Source organism: Pararhodobacter sp. CCB-MM2 (assembly GCF_001691415.1).
Lineage (GTDB): Bacteria > Pseudomonadota > Alphaproteobacteria > Rhodobacterales > Rhodobacteraceae > Pararhodobacter.
Genome location: NZ_LRRR01000008.1, coordinates 122,599 through 137,967 on the forward strand (window position 1 = coordinate 122,599; position 15,369 = coordinate 137,967).

Sequence of the window (15,369 nt, forward strand, 5' to 3'; positions counted from 1 at the left end):
GATCACCGGTTGTTCGTGAAGGTGAACATCGACTGGATCGCGAACATCAGGCGGTCGAGCAGGAAGCCGATGATGCCGATGGTGAAGACCGCGACCATGATCTTGGCGAGCGAGCTCTGCGAGCCGTTCTGGAACTCGTCCCAGACGAATTTTCCAAGGCCGGGGTTCTGCGCCAGCATCTCGGCGGCGATCAGCACCATCCAGCCCACACCCAGCGACAGACGCAGGCCGGTGAAGATCAGCGGCAGCGAGGAGGGCAGCACCAGCTTGGTGATCTTCGTCCAGGTCGACATCTTCAGGACCTTCGAGACGTTGACGAGGTCCTTGTCGATCGAGGCCACGCCGAGCGCGGTGTTGATGATCGTCGGCCAGAGCGAGCACAGCGTCACGGTGATCGCCGAGATCAGGAAGGACTTCGAGAACCAGCCGTCATCCACGGTGTAGAGGGCCGAGACGACGATGGAGACGATGGGCAGCCAGGCCAGCGGCGAGACCGGCTTGAAGATCTGGATCAGCGGGTTCATCGCGGCATTGGCGGTCTGCGACAGGCCGGCGGCGATGCCCAGCGGGACGGCGATCACGGTGCCCAGGAGGAAGCCGAAGAACACGGTTTTGATCGAGGTCCAGATCTGCTGGTAATAGGTCGGCGCACCCGTGTAGCTGCGGAAGCGCGGCTCCTCGCCATTGGCGATGCGGGTCGCGTTGCGCTCGTCCTGACGGGCGTAGAAGTCGGCGGCGTCTTCCATGGTGCGGACATGGTCGGCATGCAGGTTCTCGACCTGCTCCCAGACCGCCATCGGCCCGGGGATCGCGCCGAGCGAGGTCTGCACGCGCGGGGCCAGCTGCGACCAAGCGAAGAGGAAGATCGCGATGGCCAGAAGCGGCACGCCCAGCAGCTTCCAAACTTCCTTGATCTGGGCCTTCGGGTTGTCACCGGCGGCGGCACGCAGGATCGGCGTCATCCAGGACATGCCGAGCACCTTGAACCAGCCATCGGCCTTGTTGATGCGGGTGAAGAGGCGCGCGCGCCGGGCCTCACGGGCGGCGTCGGCTTCGAAATTCGGGTCGAGCGTCGTCATGTCGGTGCCTTTCATGAGGTCCGGCGGAAGTCGTGTCGTCAGGGAGCAGGGGGTGGGGCCAATCGCTGGGATCGGCCCCTTCTGGGTCAGTTGACCACCGCGCCGTCTTCGATGCGCTGCGCGCCGGTCAGGCCGATGGGCAGGCTGTCGATATAGGCGTTGGGCGTATGGCCGTCATAGGCGATGCCATCCATCAGCGTGGCCGGCGCGCGGTAGCCGTCCGAGCCCATCGGGAAGTCCTCGGCCGAGGCGAGACCCTCGTCGATCAGGCTTTGCGCGGCTTCCATGTAGAGGTCCGGGCGATACACCGAGGCGGCAACGTCATGGTACCACTGGTCGTCATGGGCTTCGGCGATCTGGCCCCAGCGGCGCATCTGGGTCAGGTACCAGATGGCGTCCGAGTAGTAGGGGTAGGTCGCGTTGTGGCGGAAGAAGACGTTGAAGTCGGGGACTTCGCGCACGTCGCCGGGCTCGTATTCAAACGTGCCGGTCATCGAGGCCGAGATCGTCGCGGCATCGGCGCCGACATAGTTCGGGCGGCTCAGGATCTCGACGGCCTCAGGACGGTTGGCGTTGTCGTTCTCATCGAGCCACATCGCGGCGCGGATCAGGGCGCGGACGATGGCGCGGGTGGTGTTCGGGTAATCCTCAACGAAATCGGCGCGCAGACCGAAGACTTTCTCGGGGTTGTTCGGCCAGATCTCATAGTCGGTGATGACGGCGACGCCGATCCCGCGCTGCACGGCAGCCTGGTTCCACGGCTCACCCACGCAATAGCCATAGATCGTGCCGGCTTCGAGCGTGGCGGGCATCTGCGGCGGCGGGGTGACCGAGAGGAACACATCGGCATTGATCTGGCCGGTGATGTCCTGCGGCGAATAGAGGCCCGGATGCAGACCGCCGGCGGCCAGCCAGTAGCGCAGCTCGTAATTGTGGGTCGAGACCGGGAACACCATGCCCATATCGAAGCGGCGACCCTCGTCGCGGAATTCTTCGACGACCGGGGCCAGCGCGGCGGCGCTGATCGGGTGTTGCGGGCGGCCGTCATCCATCGAGGGGATGTTCGGGCGCATCATGTCCCAGACCTCGTTCGACACGGTGATGCCGTTGCCGTTCAGGTCCATCGAGAAGGGCGTGACGATATGGGCTTCGGTGCCGTAGCCGATGGTCGCGGCCAGGGGCTGGCCGGCCAGCATATGGGCGCCCTGCAGCGTGCCCGAGATGACGCCGTCCAGAAGGACACGCCAGTTGGCTTGGGCTTCCAGCGTGACGAACAGGCCCTCGTCTTCGAAATAGCCACGCTCATAAGCGATGGCGAGCGGGGCCATGTCGGTCAGCTTGATGAAGCCGAAAGTCAGTTCGTCGAGTTCGAGATCCTGCGCGAAGGCGGGGTTGGTGAGAAGCGTCGAGGCCGCGAGGGCAGCAAGAAGGCGTTTCACTGGGCAGATCCTTTCCGGGCATTTGCGTCAGTTTGGTGCAAATGGGTGGACAAACGAAAAACAGCCGCTGACGAGCCTTGCGGGAGGGGCAAGGGCGTCGAGCGGCTGTGCTCAGGTTTCCCAATCGTCGGGAAGAGGTCTCTTCGGAGACATCGTTGTCTCCACACTCTCAGCCTTGCAGATCCCGATCCCACTTTACAACACTCTCGTTGCTGCGGGTGCATCCGGGCTGCCGCGATGCAGCGGGATGCATCAAACTTGTGCAAAATGCGGGCGTCAGGACGCCGAGGGGTCAAAGATGCGGCCATCGAAAAACAGATCCGGCAGCAGCTGCACGGCCCCTTCGACCGCCGCTTGGGTCATCGGTTCGCGAATCGCGCCTTCCAGCTTCTCGGAGGCGGCGGGCATCTCGGCACCCAGCGGCTTCAGCGCCCGGCGGTAAAGGTCCGAGCGGAACACGGCCCGTCCGGCCTGTACAGCGAGCCCGCGATTGAGGCCCGCCCGCGCCGCCATCCGGTCGGCGATCCACGCCGCCTGCGAACGCCACGGGAAAGTTGCGAGGCCTGCGTGGAACTCGAGGAAATGCGGCACCTGACGCTGGTCGCCACGCGCCGATATGACCAGCCGGCCTTCCAGTGCGCGGTCGATGATCTCGGTCGGCACGTCCAGATAGGCGCGGCGCGAGAGGATCTCGGCGGTGGTGATCAGGCTGTCGGGGCGCGAGAGCCAATGGCTCGCCTGCCAGAGCGCGCGCACCAGCCGGTCGGTCAGATGCGGCTCGGTCTCGGCCCAATCCTCGCGCACGGCCAGCACCTTTTCCGGCGAGAAGGCCCAGATCGCCGAGCCCGGCAGCAGCAGGGTTCCGACGCCCTGTTCCACGGCAATCGAGCCCCAGGGCTCGCCGACGCAGAAGGCATCGACCTCGCCGTCCGCCAAGGCCTGCGCCATCAGGGGCGGCGGGATGGTGCGCACGGACATGCGGTCGGGCGGCATGCCCAAAGCACCCAGCCAATAGGTCAGCAGCTCCACATGCATGGAGAAGGGGAAGGGCACGCCGATGCGCAGGGGCTTGTCGACGACCCGGCAGAGCGCCTCGCCCGCGGCTTTGGCGTCGGCGAAGTCGAAGCTGAAGCCCGCGGCCGACAGCCGGTCCGCCAGCGCGTTCGATACGCCGATCACGTCACCATTCACGGACAGGACCGAGACGGCGGCGAGGCGCGTGGTCACCCCGCCCAGCCCCAAGGCCATGGCGACGGGCACGGGCGAAAGCAGATGCGCGGCATCGACGCGGCCAAAGGCCAGCATGTCGCGGACCGAGGACCACGACGGCGCCTTGACCAGATCGAGCGACAGGCCCTCGGCCTCGGCAAAGCCCATCTCCTGAGCGACAATGAGGGGGGCCGCATCGACCAGCGGGATATAGGCGGCGGAGAGCGTGACGGTCTTCATCCCAGAAGCCTCGCTGCGGTGACCAGCGCCTCGGCGACCTCGACCACCTTCTTGCCCTGATCCATCGCGGCCTTGCGCAGGAGGGCATAGGCCTCTTCCTCGCCCAAGCCCCGCGCTTTCATCAGCATGCCCTTGGCGCGGTCGATGACCTTGCGTTCCTCCAAGGCCTTGCGGGTCTCGGCCAGTTCTGTGCGCATCCGGCGGAACATCTGGAAGCGGGCGATGGCGGCGTCGAGCACGGGTTTCAGGCGCTCGGGCTGCAAGCCGTCGACGACATAGGCCGAGACACCGGCCTCGATCGCCTGCTTCGCCAAGCCCCCGGCGGCGCCCGAGACGAACATGGCCACGGGCCGCTCCAAGGGGCCCGAGGCCAGCGTCAGCTCCTCCAGCGTGTCGCGCGAGGGGTTGTCGATGTCGATCAGCACGATATCCGGTGCGCGCTGGGCGATCTGCCGGGCAAGGCCGGTCTCACTGCCGATCACCGCGATGTCGTAATCGTTGCCCGCCGACAGCGCGTCGACGATCTGGATCGCGCGGTCACGGTCTTTCTCGACCACCACGATGGAGAGGCGGCCCGAAGCAGGGGGGGAGCGGTCTGGCATGGCAGGAGGCGAGCCCTTGGAAGTCCCCTCAGCGGTAGCGCCGCGTTGCAGCGATGACGAGTCCGCGCAAGGACTGATCAATCGCGCGGCGTAGGCTGCCTGAATTTAGGGCAATATGCCGCCCTCTCGCGCAGGAAACGGGCGTGTCGCGTTTTGCCCCTCTTGCGCCGGGGCGCGGGCTGCCCTCCCTTGGGGGCATGACAGAGAGCACCACGACCCTCCGCCTTCGCCTCGTTTTCGGTCAGGCCGCCATGCTGGGGCCGGGCAAGGCCGATCTTCTGGGCCATATCCGCGACACGGGCTCCATCGCCGCCGCCGGGCGGGCCATGAGCATGAGCTACAAGCGCGCCTGGTCGTTGGTCGAAGAGATGAACGCCGCCTATCGCGAGCCGCTGGTCCTGTCCGCGCGCGGCGGGGCCAGCGGTGGCGGTGCCCGGCTGACCGAGACGGGCGAGGCCGTGCTGGCCGGTTACCGCCGGATCGAGGAGATCGCGCTTCAGGCTGCCGGGCCGGAGATCGCCGCGCTGGAGGCGATGCTTGTCGATATGTCTGGTGGGAAATAACGCTTGCCCTGTCGGGTTTGCGCTGCGATATGTTCGGCGGAACATATCCGAGGGAGGAACCCGATGATCCGCCAATTTCCATTGGTCCTGCTCAGCGCCTTGCTGACCACCCCGGCCCTGGCCGAGGATTTCAACGTCTTCGCAGCCGCCAGCCTGGCCGACGCGCTGGGCGAGGCCGCCGAGGTCTACGAAGGCGCGACGGGGGATCATGCGACGCTGGTGTTCGCCGGTTCCTCGGCACTGGCACGGCAGATTCAGGCGGGCGCTCCGGCGGATCTGTTCATCTCGGCCAACCAAAGCTGGATGGATGCGCTGGAGGGCGACAGCCTTATCGTGGCCGATAGCCGTTTGGACCTTCTGGGCAACGCGCTGGTTCTGATCGGCCATGGCGAGGCCGCCGTTATGCCCGATCCGGCCGCCTTGCCCGGCGCGCTGGGCGAGGGTCGTCTGGCCATGGCGCTGATCGAAGCGGTGCCTGCCGGGATCTATGGCAAGACCGCCTTCGAATCGCTGGGCCTGTGGTCGGCGGTCGAGGGGCAGGTCGCACAGGCCGACAACGTCCGCGCCGCGCTGGCGCTGGTGGCCACGGGCGAGGCGCCCTTCGGTGTGGTCTATGCGACCGATGCCGCGGCCGACACCGGCGTAAGCGTGGTCTACACCTTCCCTGAGGGCAGCCATCCCCCGATCACCTATCCCGCCGCCGTCACGTCGGAGGCCAGCCAGCCCGAGGCCGCCGGGGCCTTCCTCGACTGGTTGCAAAGCGACGAGGCGCGGGCGATCTTCACCCGGCACGGCTTCACCCAACCCGGAGAGTAGATGGACTGGCTCGGCCCCGAGGAATGGCAAGCGGTCGCGCTGTCCCTGAAGGTCGCCTTCTGGGCCACGCTGCTGTCGCTGCCTTTCGGAGTGCTGGCCGCTCATGCGCTGGCGCGGCGGGACTTCCCCGGCAAGGCGCTGCTCAACGGGCTGATCCATCTGCCGCTGATCTTGCCGCCGGTCGTCACGGGCTACCTTTTGCTGGTGACCTTCGGCGTGCGCGGCCCGGTCGGCAGCCTGCTGCAACCCTTGGGCATCGTCTTCGCCTTCCGTTGGACCGGCGCGGCGCTGGCGGCGGCTGTGATGGGCTTCCCGCTGATGGTCCGCGCGATAAGGCTGTCCTTCGAGGCCGTGGACCCCAAGCTGGAACAGGCCGCCGCGACCTTGGGTGCCTCGCGCCTCTGGGTCTTCCTGACCGTGACTCTGCCGCTGATCCTGCCCGGCGTGCTGGCCGGCGCGGTGCTGGCCTTCGCCAAGGCGATGGGCGAGTTCGGCGCGACGATCACCTTCGTCTCCAACATCCCCGGCCAGACCCAGACCCTGCCCTCCGCGATCTATGCCTTCCTGCAGGTGCCGGGAGGCGAGGCCTCGGCCCTACGGTTGGTCGCGGTCTCGGTCGTGCTGGCCATGGGGGCGCTCATCGCCTCCGAAGTCCTCGCGCGGCGCGTCCAGCAAAGGGTCACCGGCGCATGAGCCTGTCGTTGCAGATCACCCATGCGCAAGGCGATTTCACCCTCGATTGCGCCTTTGACGCGCCACCGGGGATCACCGTGCTGTTTGGCCGGTCGGGCTCTGGCAAGACCACGCTGGTCAATGCCGTGGCGGGCCTGCTGCGCCCGCAGGCGGGGCGGATCGAAATTGACGGCAGACCGGTCTTTGACGCGGCGCGCGGCCTGTTCCTGCCGCCCCATAAACGCCGGCTGGGCTATGTCTTCCAAGAAGGGCGGTTGTTCCCGCATCTCTCTGTCCGTCAGAACCTGCTCTATGGCCGCTGGTTCGCCCCCAAGGGCGCGCGGCGCGAGGATCTGTCGCGGGTCGTCGAGATGCTGGGCATCGGTCCGCTGCTGGATCGCCGCCCCGCCGCCCTCTCCGGCGGTGAGAAGCAGCGCGTGGCCATCGGTCGGGCGTTGCTGGCCTCGCCCGGTTTGATCCTTGCGGATGAGCCCTTGGCGGCGCTCGACGAGGCGCGGAAGTCCGAGATCCTGCCCTATTTCGAACGCCTGCGCGGCGAGGTGCCGATCCTTTACGTCAGCCATTCCGCCGCCGAGGTGGCGCGGCTGGCGACCACGGTCGTCGTGCTGGACAAGGGCCGCGTCGTCCGGCAGGGCCCGGCGGCCGAGGTGCTGGCCGATCCCTCGGTCACGCCGGTGGGGGCGCGGGCCGCCGGGGCGCTGCTGGAAGCCGTGGTGGCGCGCCACCATGCCGATGGCCTGACCGAGCTTGATGCCGGTGGCCAGCCGCTGTTCCTGCCCCTGTTGCGGCAGGCGCCCGGCGCACGGCTTCGCATCCGGATCGCGGCGCATGACGTATTGCTCTCTCGCGCACGGCCCGAGGGGCTGTCGGCGCTGAACATCCTGCCGGGCGTGGTGCACGAGGTTCGGCCCGGTGAGGGCCCGGGCGCCATCGTGTCGCTCGATACGCCGGCCGGGCGGATGCTGGCGCGGGTCACGCAACGCTCGACGCAGGCGCTTGGGCTGGAGGCCGGGGTCGCCTGCCATGCGGTGATCAAGTCGGTCGCCGTCGCGCCGGAAGACGTCGGCGGCTAGAGGATATAGACGACCAGCACATAGAGGCTGCCCATCAGCACCGGCTGGTGCAGCAGGTAGATCGTCAGGCTGTGCCGCCCGGCCCAAGCCAGCGCGCGCCCGACGGGGCCGCCGTCGCCGCCCGGTTGGCGATCCAGCAAGGCCAAACGCGCGAAGGCCATCCCCAGCAGGAACGGGCCGACCCACGGGAAGACAGGCTCCAGATCCATCGACAGCGGCTGCAGCTCGGCAAAGCCGATCCATGCCAGCGCACGCGGGTTGAAGGCCGGGAATTGCACCAGATAGGGCAGGGCCCAGACCGCGATGCCCAGCACCAGCAGCGCCGCCGTGGGCAGGCGCAGGGCAGGCAGGCCGATCAGCCGGGCGACCACGATCAGATGCAGGATGCCGAAGAAGACCCAGGCCTCGCCAAGCGCGAAATAGGTCGCCACGCTGACCAGCAGGGCGGCAGCCGCGACCTTGGCCGTATCGCGCCAGAAGGCGGGCATCCTGAGGCCGCCACGGGCTGCCAACACCAGCGAGACTCCGGCGAGGAACACGAAACTACCGGCGACCAGCCGCGCGAAGGTTCGCCACGGCAGCGAGACGATGGTGCCGGGCTGGACGAAGCCGAAGTACTCAAGATCGAAGGTGAAGTGGAAGATCACCATGCCGATCAGCGCCACGCCGCGGGCGATGTCGATGGCGGGCAGACGGGCGGGGCGCGCGGCCTGAAGGGCGCTCGGGGGTGTGTCGGTCACGTCGCTCTCCGCTGCTGGCCGCCAGCCGGGCCGTCGGGGCAGAGAATGCGGCCGGGGCGGGGCAAGTCAAGCCTCGGGCCGGCTGCAGGGCAGGGACCTGAAACGACGAAAGGCGCGAGATTATCGCGCCTTTTCAGTCGGTTCTGCGAAGAGAAGGAAAATGGCGCACCCGAAGAGATTCGAACTCCTGACCCCCAGATTCGTAGTCTGGTGCTCTATCCAGCTGAGCTACGGGTGCGCTGTGGGGCTGCATGTACCGCCCTGTGTCGGGTAGCGCAAGGGGGAGGGCGCAACTTTTCTCACCCCTCGATGACAGTTTTTTCGCAACCCGCGAAAACCTCAGGAAATCGACGCGCGGCGGCGGTGCTTCAGCCCTCGAACGGCAGGCAGAGGCGGAACTCGGTGCCCTCTGCATCGCTGCGCACCAGCTCCAGCCGCCCGCCATGGCCGCGCACCAGCTCGGCGGCGATCACCAGCCCGAGGCCGGTACCGCCCTTGCGCGCCCCGCCCTGGAAGGCGGCAAACAGATTGTCGCGCGCCCTTGCCGGCAGGCCGGGGCCGGTGTCGATGACGCGAATCATCGTCCCCTCATCGCCCTCACGCGCCGTCACCTCGATCGAACCGGGCTTGCCGGTGGCCTCGATCGCCTGACGCGCGTTCCGCACGAGGTTGGTCAGCACCCGCAGGATCTGCTCGGCATCGGCGCGCAGGCTCAGTGTCGCCGGCACGTCGAGCAGGAATTCGACCTGACACGAGGCCTCGCCCCCGGCCATGCGTTCGGCGTCGATCAGGTCCTCGACCATGGGACGCAGCGGAAACTGGGCCAGACGGGGCGGCGGTTCCTCGGCCTTGCCGAAGGCCAGCGTCGATTCGCACAGGTTGATCGCCCGGTTGAGCGAGTTCAGCAGCTTCGGGGCGGCCCGCGCGACAGCGGGGTCGTTCGACGTCTCGATCCGGTCGGCCAGCAGCGAGGCCGTGGACAGGATGTTGCGCAGGTCATGACTGATGCGGGCCACGGCGCCACCCAGCTGGGCCAGACGCTCTTTCTGGCGCAGGGCTTGGGTCAGATCCTCCTGCAGGTGCAGCAGAGCTTCCTCGGCCTCACGCAGCTCCAAGACCTCGGCATCGGGGACGATCTGCGAGCGCGCGTCCTCGGGCGCCTTCGCATAGGTCGCCATCGAAGCCACCACCCGCTTGATCGGCGCCACGATCAGCCGCTGCACCGAGAGGAACAGCAGCGCGGCCGTGGCCAAGGTGATGATCAGCGACAGGAACAGGATGCGCAGGGCGTATTCCCGCATCGATTCGCGCAACGGATCGGCGTTCATCGTGACTTCGATCAGCAGGCCGGCTTCCTGCACCGGATCACCGATCAGCCGGATCACCGTGCCGTCCGGGGTGAACAGCCCGGCCATGCCGTCGCGCATCAGGCCCCAGATGCTGGATTCGCGCAGGTCATAGGTCGCGGTGACCGGCCCCGGCACAGGCGAGGACAGCACCAATTCGCGCACCGCATCGCGCCGAAGGACGACGTTGTAGACGCCAGCGGTGTTCAGAAGTTCCTCGGCCAGCTTGTCCGAGATCTGTCCGTCCGAGGCCAGCAGCGCCAGCGAGGCGATCTGCGCCCGTTCCACGCGGGTCAGAAGATAGTCTTCCCGGAAGCGCGCGACGTAGGGCACGAAAATGAGCACCTCGGCCAGCAGCACGAAGAGCAAGGTCAGTAAAAGGAATCGGCCCGAAAGCGTCCGAAAGAACATTACGCGTCCCGCGATCCGGTCCGTCAGGGTAACCAGCGCTGAACTGACCCGACGACTCTTTTGATCAAGGCATTATCAAACAATTTCGGACCAAAATACGCAGAGGCGGCGCGTTTGGAAAGTTCCGCCATGGTCGGATAGGGAAGAACGGTTGCGGCCAATGCGCCCAGCTTCATCCGGTTGGCCAGCATCATCGACCACAGCGCGATCTGCTCGCCGGCCCCAGCGCCGGTGATCGTGGCCCCGACCGGGCGTCCTTTGACGGCCATCACTTTCACGAATCCCTCCGTCTGTTTCTCGGCCTGCGCGCGGTCGCCTTGCGCGAAATCGACCCGCAGGACCTGCAGCGCCTCGCCGTGTTTCTGGCGTGCCTCGGCCTCGGTCAGGCCGACATGGGCCAGCTCGGGCGAGGTGTAGGTGACGCGCGGGATGTGGTCGTCGCGCAGCTTGGCGCTGAGGCCGAACAGCGTCTCGCGCACGACCTGACCGGCGTGGTAGCCCGCCAGATGGGTGAACTGGCCCCGTCCGGCGGCGTCGCCGATGGCATAGATCCGGCGGTTGGTGCTGCGCAGATGGTCGTCCACGGTCACGCCCGCCTTGGTATGGGCCACGCCGGCCGCCCCGAGGTTCAGCCGCTCAAGCGCCGGAGCGCGACCGACGGCCAGCAGCAGATGGGTGCCGACGAAGATGGTGCCGCCGCTGACCTGCACCTCGATGCCACCGACCTTCCCGCCGACCCGCTCGACACGGGCGTTCTCGACGATCTCGACCCCCTCGGCGCGCAGGGTCTTCACGACCAGCGCCGCGCCTTCCGGATCCTCGCGACCCAAGGCCTGCCCGGCTTCGATCACCGTGACCGCGCAACCCAGCCGCCGATGCGCCTGCGCCAGTTCCAGGCCGATGGGGCCCGCGCCGATGATCAGCAGATGACCGGGGGCCTCGCGCAGGTCGAAGATCGTCTCGTTGGTCAGATAGGGCGCGGCATCGAGGCCGGGGAAGGGCGGCACGATGGGGCGCGAGCCGGTGGCAATGATGAACCGCCGGGCGCGGATGCGCTGGTCCCCGGCCTCGACCTCGCGCGGGGAGGTGAAGCGGGCCCAGTCGCGGATCACCGTCACACCCAACCCCTCGAACCGATCCTGCGAATCATGGGGGGCGATGGCGGCGATGGTGGCCGCGACATGGGCCTTGGCCTTGGCGTAATCCACCTGCGGCGTGGTCGGCGTGACGCCCAAGCCCTCGCAGCGATGCGCCTCGGCCGCCTTGCCCGCCGCCAGCAGCGCCTTCGAGGGGACGCAGCCGTAGTTCAGGCAATCGCCGCCCATACGGTGCCCCTCGATCAGCACGACCTTGGCGCCCATCTGTGCGGCCCCTGCGGCGACCGACAGCCCGCCCGATCCCGCGCCGATGACGCAGAGATCCGTCTTGATCAGCGTTTTGGCCATCTCAGCCCCTCCGCATGCGTTTTAGAAGGACCGGCAACAGCGACAACGCGGCCAGGCCCAGGATCGGCCCCAGGATATAGGGCTCGAAGATGACAGAGAGATTGGGCCTCTCGCCGCGCGCGAAAACCTCGCCCAGCCCGGCGCCGACCCAAGTGTAGACCAAACCGCCGGGGATGATCCCGAGGGCCGTGGTCCAAAAGAACCGCAGCGCCGAGACGCCGAGGAAGGCGGGGATCAGATTCGCCACGAAGAACGGCACGACCGGGATCAGCCGCATCGACAGCAGGACCGGCACCTCGTTGGCGCGGATGCCTTCACTGAGCCGCCGCACCGCCCCATCCGAGGCATCGATCCGCGCCCGCAGCCGCGCACCCAGCCCCGCCCGCACGGCGAGGAACAGGGCCAGCGCGCCCAGCGTCGCGCCGGTCACGTTATAGAGGACGCCGGGGAACAGGCCGAACAGGAAGCCGCCGGTCAGCGTCACCCAGATCGCGCCGGGCACCGAGAAGGCGACGATCAGCGCATAGGCCAGCGTGAAGAGGGCAGGAGTCAGCAGCGGATGCGCCTCGCGCCAGGCCAGCAGGGCCTCGCGATTCTCGGCGAGCGCCTCGAACCCCAGCCGGTCGCGCAGGAAGACAAAGCCCAGCCCCGCCCCCAGCAGGATCAGCACGAGGGGCAGCCAGCGGCGCCAAACAGGGGTCTGAGGGGCTTGCATCGGAACTCTTGGCATCACAACTTGCTGTTAGGTGGCAGTCCGATGGTCGATGTGCAACCTGTCCGGACGTCGGGAAAGGGCCCGGACGCCGCGATCGGCGTCTTTTTTCGCTGCAATGGCCCGGGCTTTGTTGACTTGGCGCGCGGCCCCGGCTATTGCCCGGCCCTCAGAACACGCAGCCCTCGAATCCCGAACCTTGGATTCGGGCCCAGACAAAGGACCGGAGCGATGAAACGCACCTACCAGCCCTCGAACCTGGTTCGCAAAAAGCGCCATGGTTTCCGTTCGCGCATGGCCACCAAAAGCGGCCAGAAGATCCTGAACGCGCGTCGCCTGCGCGGTCGCAAGAAGCTGTCGGCCTGAGGCTTTCGCCTCAGCGACACTTGGCTTCGGTGACGAGCTTGACACCGCCGGACGAGTCCCTGTCCCGTCGTGACGACGGTCTGCAGGAGGCCCCGGCAGTTTCCTCATGCCTGCAGGCAGAAGAGGGGCGCGGCATGCCGATGCAAGTCTTGAAGAAGCGGAGCGAGTTCCTCGCCGCTGCCAAAGCCCGTCGCGCCCCCGCGGCGGGTTTCCTGCTGCAAGCCCGCGAGCGGGCCGAGGGCGAGCGGGCCGAGGGCCTGCGCGTCGGGTTCACCTGTTCCAAGAAGGTCGGCAACGCCGTGATGCGCAACCGCGCCAAGCGGCGGTTGCGGGCCATCGCGCGCGAGGAGCTGCTGGCGCGGGGGCTGATGGGCTGGGATTACGTGCTGGTGGGCAAGCCCGAGGCGACGGTGAGCCGGGACTATGCGCTGCTGCGCGAGGATCTGGTGAAGGCTTTGGCGCGGATCCACGGGTAAGAGGGTAGGGGGCTTTGCCCCCTCGCCCTTCGGGCTCACCCCCAGGATATTTAGAGCACAAAGAAAGGGGCGCCGGTTGAGGGCGCCCCTTTCCTATTCTCAGCCCTCGAGCTTGGTGAGGTCCGCGACGCCGGCCGTGGTGGCACGGATGCGGTGCAACAGGTTCAGGCGGTTGCGGCGCACGATCTGGTTGTCGGTGTTGATCTGTACTGCGGTGAAGAAGGCGTCGATCGGGGCACGCAGGGCGGCCATGGCGGACATGGCGGCGGCGAAATCCTCGGCCTGCATCGCGGGGGCGATCTGGGCCTCGGCCATGTCGAGGGCGGCGAAGAGGGCTTTCTCCTCGTCGCTTTCCGCGAATTTCGGATCGGCGCCGTAGCTGTATTCCACACCGTCCTTGGCCTCGGCTTGGCTGAGGATGTTGTTGGCGCGCTTGAAGCCCTGCACGAGGTTCTCGCCATCGTCGGTCTTCAGGAAGTCAGACAGCGCCTGTGCGCGGTTCACCAGCAGCGTCAGGTCGTCATTGCCGGGCATGGCCAGGCAGGCGTCGATCACGTCGTGGCGGATGCCCTGGTCCTTCAGGAAGACCTTCAGGCGGTCGTGGAAGAAGGCGAGGAGGTCGGCGGCGTCAACGCCCGGGTAGCCCTGAGCGAAGACCTCGGCGAGGTTGAGGCGCAGCCCGTTGACCAGCACCAGCCGGATCACCCCCAGCGCGGCGCGGCGCAGGGCGAAGGGGTCTTTGGAGCCGGTGGGCTTCTCGTCGATGGCCCAGAAGCCGGTCAGCGTGTCGATCTTGTCGGCCAAGGCGACGGCGACCGAGACGGGCTCGGAGGGGACGTCATCCGAGGGGCCGAGCGGCTGGTAATGGGCCTTGCAGGCATTGGCCACCGCTTCCGGCAGGCCGGCGGCCTTGGCGTAATAGACGCCCATCGTGCCCTGCAGCTCGGGGAATTCGCCGACCATGGCGGATTGCAGGTCGGCCTTGGCCACGCGGGCGGCTTCCTCGGCGAGGTCCGGCGAGGCGCCGACCAAGGGCGCGATCTCGCGGGCGAGGGCAGAAATGCGATCTATCCGTGCTTTCTGCGAGCCCAGCTTGTTGTGGAAGGTGACATTCGCCAGCCCCTCGGCCATGCCCGAAAGCCCGACATTCGCCACCACGCGCAAGTCGTTCTCCCAGAAGAATTTCGCGTCCGACAGACGGGCGGTCAGCACCTTCTGGTTGCCCTTCAGGATGGTGGCGCCGTTGTCGGCGGTCTCGCGGTTGGCGACCGTCACAAAGCGAACAATCCGCCCCTCGCGGTCCTTCAGCGAAAAGAACTTCTGATGCTCGCGCATCGAGGTGATCAGCACCTCGGGCGGCAGCGACAGGAACTGCGCACCGATCTCGCCGACCAGCACGACGGGCCATTCGACGAGGCCCGCGACCTCGGCCAGAAGGGCCTTGTCCTCGACCAGTTCCAGCCCCAGAGCGAAGGCCTGATTGCGGGTCTCATGCTCGATGGCATCGGCGCGCTCGGTGGCGTCGAGTACCACGAAGGCGCGTTTCAGCTTGGCGGCGTAATCCTCGAAGGAGGAGACCTCGAAGGCGGCGGGGGCCATGAAGCGGTGGCCGCGCGTGGTGTTGCCCGCCTTAATGCCATCGATGTCGAGCGGCACCACCTCGGCGCCGGCCTCGGTCACCATCAGCGCGATGATCGAATGCAGGGGACGGACCCAGCGCAGGGTGCCCGAACCCCAGCGCATCGACTTGGGCCAGGGGAAATTGCGGATGGTCTTTTCCAGAACCTCGGACAGGATCTCGGCGGCTTGGCGGCCCGGCTTCGACAGATGGGCGACGTAGAAGGCGCCCTTCTTGTCCTCATGCACATGCAGCTGCTCCATCGTCAGGCCGGTGGAGCGCAGGAAACCGTCGAGCGCCTGTTGCGGGGCGCCGACCTTGGGGCCCTTGCGGTCCTCATGCTGGGTCGGGCTCTCGGCGGTCAGGCCTTCGATCGCCAGCACCAGACGGCGCGGGGTCGAGAAGCTGCGGGCATGGGCATAGGTAAGGCCCCCCTCGACGAGGCCGTCGGTGACCAGCTTGCGCAGGTCCTCGGCCGCGCGGGTCTGCATGCGCGCGGGGATTTCCTCGGAGAAGAGTTCGATCAGGATATCGGGCATCG

Annotated in this window: 15 protein-coding genes and 1 tRNA gene; 6 read left to right on the top strand and 10 right to left on the bottom strand. The window is 67.4% G+C overall.

Annotated elements, in window-relative coordinates; translation table 11 throughout:
- Positions 1-2: 2 nt before the first annotated feature.
- The 4 genes from BCY78_RS10905 to BCY78_RS10920 form a co-directional block, all read right to left on the bottom strand.
- Entirely contained in the window at positions 3-1,079 is a 1,077-nt protein-coding gene (locus BCY78_RS10905) for an ABC transporter permease (RefSeq protein WP_068301508.1), read from the bottom strand.
- Positions 1,080-1,165: 86 nt separating this feature from the next.
- Positions 1,166-2,518 (bottom strand): CmpA/NrtA family ABC transporter substrate-binding protein, encoded by a 1,353-nt coding sequence (locus BCY78_RS10910; protein WP_068301362.1) that lies wholly within the window; start codon positions 2,516-2,518, stop codon positions 1,166-1,168.
- Between the two features lie 276 nt (positions 2,519-2,794).
- The gene (locus BCY78_RS10915) at positions 2,795-3,967 is read right to left on the bottom strand and encodes an ABC transporter substrate-binding protein (protein ID WP_068301364.1); all 1,173 of its coding nucleotides are present in this window, start codon (positions 3,965-3,967) and stop codon (positions 2,795-2,797) included.
- Positions 3,964-4,569 carry an ANTAR domain-containing response regulator gene (locus BCY78_RS10920; protein ID WP_068301367.1) on the bottom strand — a complete coding sequence of 202 codons (606 nt, stop codon included), beginning with the start codon at positions 4,567-4,569 and terminating at the stop codon, positions 3,964-3,966. Before BCY78_RS10920 ends, BCY78_RS10915 begins: the two co-directional genes overlap by 4 nt.
- 197 nt (positions 4,570-4,766) lie before the next feature.
- On the opposite strand from BCY78_RS10920, the gene BCY78_RS10925 reads away from it, so the two are divergent.
- The 4 genes from BCY78_RS10925 to modC all read left to right on the top strand — a co-directional run bounded on the left by BCY78_RS10925 (position 4,767) and on the right by modC (position 7,714).
- Positions 4,767-5,132: a winged helix-turn-helix domain-containing protein gene (locus tag BCY78_RS10925; protein WP_068301514.1), complete on the top strand. Its 366-nt coding sequence runs from the start codon at positions 4,767-4,769 to the stop codon at positions 5,130-5,132.
- A 63-nt stretch (positions 5,133-5,195) separates the two neighbouring features.
- A complete protein-coding gene (gene modA, locus BCY78_RS10930; protein ID WP_068301370.1) occupies positions 5,196-5,948 on the top strand; it encodes a molybdate ABC transporter substrate-binding protein in 753 nt (250 codons plus the stop codon).
- On the top strand, positions 5,949-6,641 hold the full coding sequence (modB, locus tag BCY78_RS10935; protein ID WP_068301373.1) for a molybdate ABC transporter permease subunit: 693 nt from the start codon (positions 5,949-5,951) through the stop codon (positions 6,639-6,641).
- Positions 6,638-7,714, top strand: a complete 1,077-nt coding sequence (gene modC, locus BCY78_RS10940) for a molybdenum ABC transporter ATP-binding protein (RefSeq protein ID WP_068301377.1) — start codon at positions 6,638-6,640, stop codon at positions 7,712-7,714. The genes modB and modC overlap by 4 nt, the downstream gene beginning before the upstream one ends.
- Here modC and BCY78_RS10945 read toward each other — a convergent pair.
- The 5 genes from BCY78_RS10945 to BCY78_RS10965 form a co-directional block, all read right to left on the bottom strand.
- Positions 7,711-8,454, bottom strand: a complete 744-nt coding sequence (locus tag BCY78_RS10945; RefSeq protein WP_068301380.1) for a heparan-alpha-glucosaminide N-acetyltransferase — start codon at positions 8,452-8,454, stop codon at positions 7,711-7,713. The genes modC and BCY78_RS10945 overlap by 4 nt on opposite strands.
- Before the next feature lie 161 nt (positions 8,455-8,615).
- Positions 8,616-8,692 (bottom strand) — tRNA-Arg (locus BCY78_RS10950).
- Between the two features lie 130 nt (positions 8,693-8,822).
- Positions 8,823-10,211 (bottom strand): HAMP domain-containing sensor histidine kinase, encoded by a 1,389-nt coding sequence (locus tag BCY78_RS10955; RefSeq protein ID WP_068301383.1) that lies wholly within the window; start codon positions 10,209-10,211, stop codon positions 8,823-8,825.
- Between the two features lie 23 nt (positions 10,212-10,234).
- On the bottom strand, positions 10,235-11,656 hold the full coding sequence (locus BCY78_RS10960) for an NAD(P)/FAD-dependent oxidoreductase (protein ID WP_068301386.1): 1,422 nt from the start codon (positions 11,654-11,656) through the stop codon (positions 10,235-10,237).
- 1 nt (position 11,657) lies between these two features.
- Complete coding sequence (locus BCY78_RS10965) at positions 11,658-12,371, bottom strand: TVP38/TMEM64 family protein (protein ID WP_139103142.1); 714 nt, start codon at positions 12,369-12,371, stop codon at positions 11,658-11,660.
- 228 nt (positions 12,372-12,599) lie between these two features.
- Here BCY78_RS10965 and rpmH point away from each other — a divergent pair, with 228 nt between their 5' ends.
- Complete coding sequence (gene rpmH, locus BCY78_RS10970; protein WP_068301392.1) at positions 12,600-12,734, top strand: 50S ribosomal protein L34; 135 nt, start codon at positions 12,600-12,602, stop codon at positions 12,732-12,734.
- A 134-nt stretch (positions 12,735-12,868) separates the two neighbouring features.
- Positions 12,869-13,210 carry a ribonuclease P protein component gene (gene rnpA, locus BCY78_RS10975; RefSeq protein ID WP_068301395.1) on the top strand — a complete coding sequence of 114 codons (342 nt, stop codon included), beginning with the start codon at positions 12,869-12,871 and terminating at the stop codon, positions 13,208-13,210.
- A 99-nt stretch (positions 13,211-13,309) separates the two neighbouring features.
- Here the strand turns inward: rnpA and glyS are convergent, their stop codons facing one another.
- A complete protein-coding gene (glyS, locus tag BCY78_RS10980) occupies positions 13,310-15,367 on the bottom strand; it encodes a glycine--tRNA ligase subunit beta (RefSeq protein WP_068301398.1) in 2,058 nt (685 codons plus the stop codon).
- Between the last annotated feature and the right edge of the window lie 2 nt (positions 15,368-15,369).

What these genes read in the sequence shown, in the direction of transcription:
- rnpA (WP_068301395.1), top strand. Translation starts at nt 12,869, where the DNA reads ATGCCGATGCAAGTCTTGAAGAAGCGGAGCGAGTTCCTCGCCGCTGCC.
- BCY78_RS10905 (WP_068301508.1), bottom strand. Translation starts at nt 1,079, where the DNA reads ATGACGACGCTCGACCCGAATTTCGAAGCCGACGCCGCCCGTGAGGCC.
- rpmH (WP_068301392.1), top strand. Translation starts at nt 12,600, where the DNA reads ATGAAACGCACCTACCAGCCCTCGAACCTGGTTCGCAAAAAGCGCCAT.
- modC (WP_068301377.1), top strand. Translation starts at nt 6,638, where the DNA reads ATGAGCCTGTCGTTGCAGATCACCCATGCGCAAGGCGATTTCACCCTC.
- BCY78_RS10955 (WP_068301383.1), bottom strand. Translation starts at nt 10,211, where the DNA reads ATGTTCTTTCGGACGCTTTCGGGCCGATTCCTTTTACTGACCTTGCTC.
- BCY78_RS10925 (WP_068301514.1), top strand. Translation starts at nt 4,767, where the DNA reads ATGACAGAGAGCACCACGACCCTCCGCCTTCGCCTCGTTTTCGGTCAG.
- BCY78_RS10965 (WP_139103142.1), bottom strand. Translation starts at nt 12,371, where the DNA reads ATGCAAGCCCCTCAGACCCCTGTTTGGCGCCGCTGGCTGCCCCTCGTG.
- modB (WP_068301373.1), top strand. Translation starts at nt 5,949, where the DNA reads ATGGACTGGCTCGGCCCCGAGGAATGGCAAGCGGTCGCGCTGTCCCTG.
- modA (WP_068301370.1), top strand. Translation starts at nt 5,196, where the DNA reads ATGATCCGCCAATTTCCATTGGTCCTGCTCAGCGCCTTGCTGACCACC.
- glyS (WP_068301398.1), bottom strand. Translation starts at nt 15,367, where the DNA reads ATGCCCGATATCCTGATCGAACTCTTCTCCGAGGAAATCCCCGCGCGC.
- BCY78_RS10960 (WP_068301386.1), bottom strand. Translation starts at nt 11,656, where the DNA reads ATGGCCAAAACGCTGATCAAGACGGATCTCTGCGTCATCGGCGCGGGA.
- BCY78_RS10915 (WP_068301364.1), bottom strand. Translation starts at nt 3,967, where the DNA reads ATGAAGACCGTCACGCTCTCCGCCGCCTATATCCCGCTGGTCGATGCG.
- BCY78_RS10920 (WP_068301367.1), bottom strand. Translation starts at nt 4,569, where the DNA reads ATGCCAGACCGCTCCCCCCCTGCTTCGGGCCGCCTCTCCATCGTGGTG.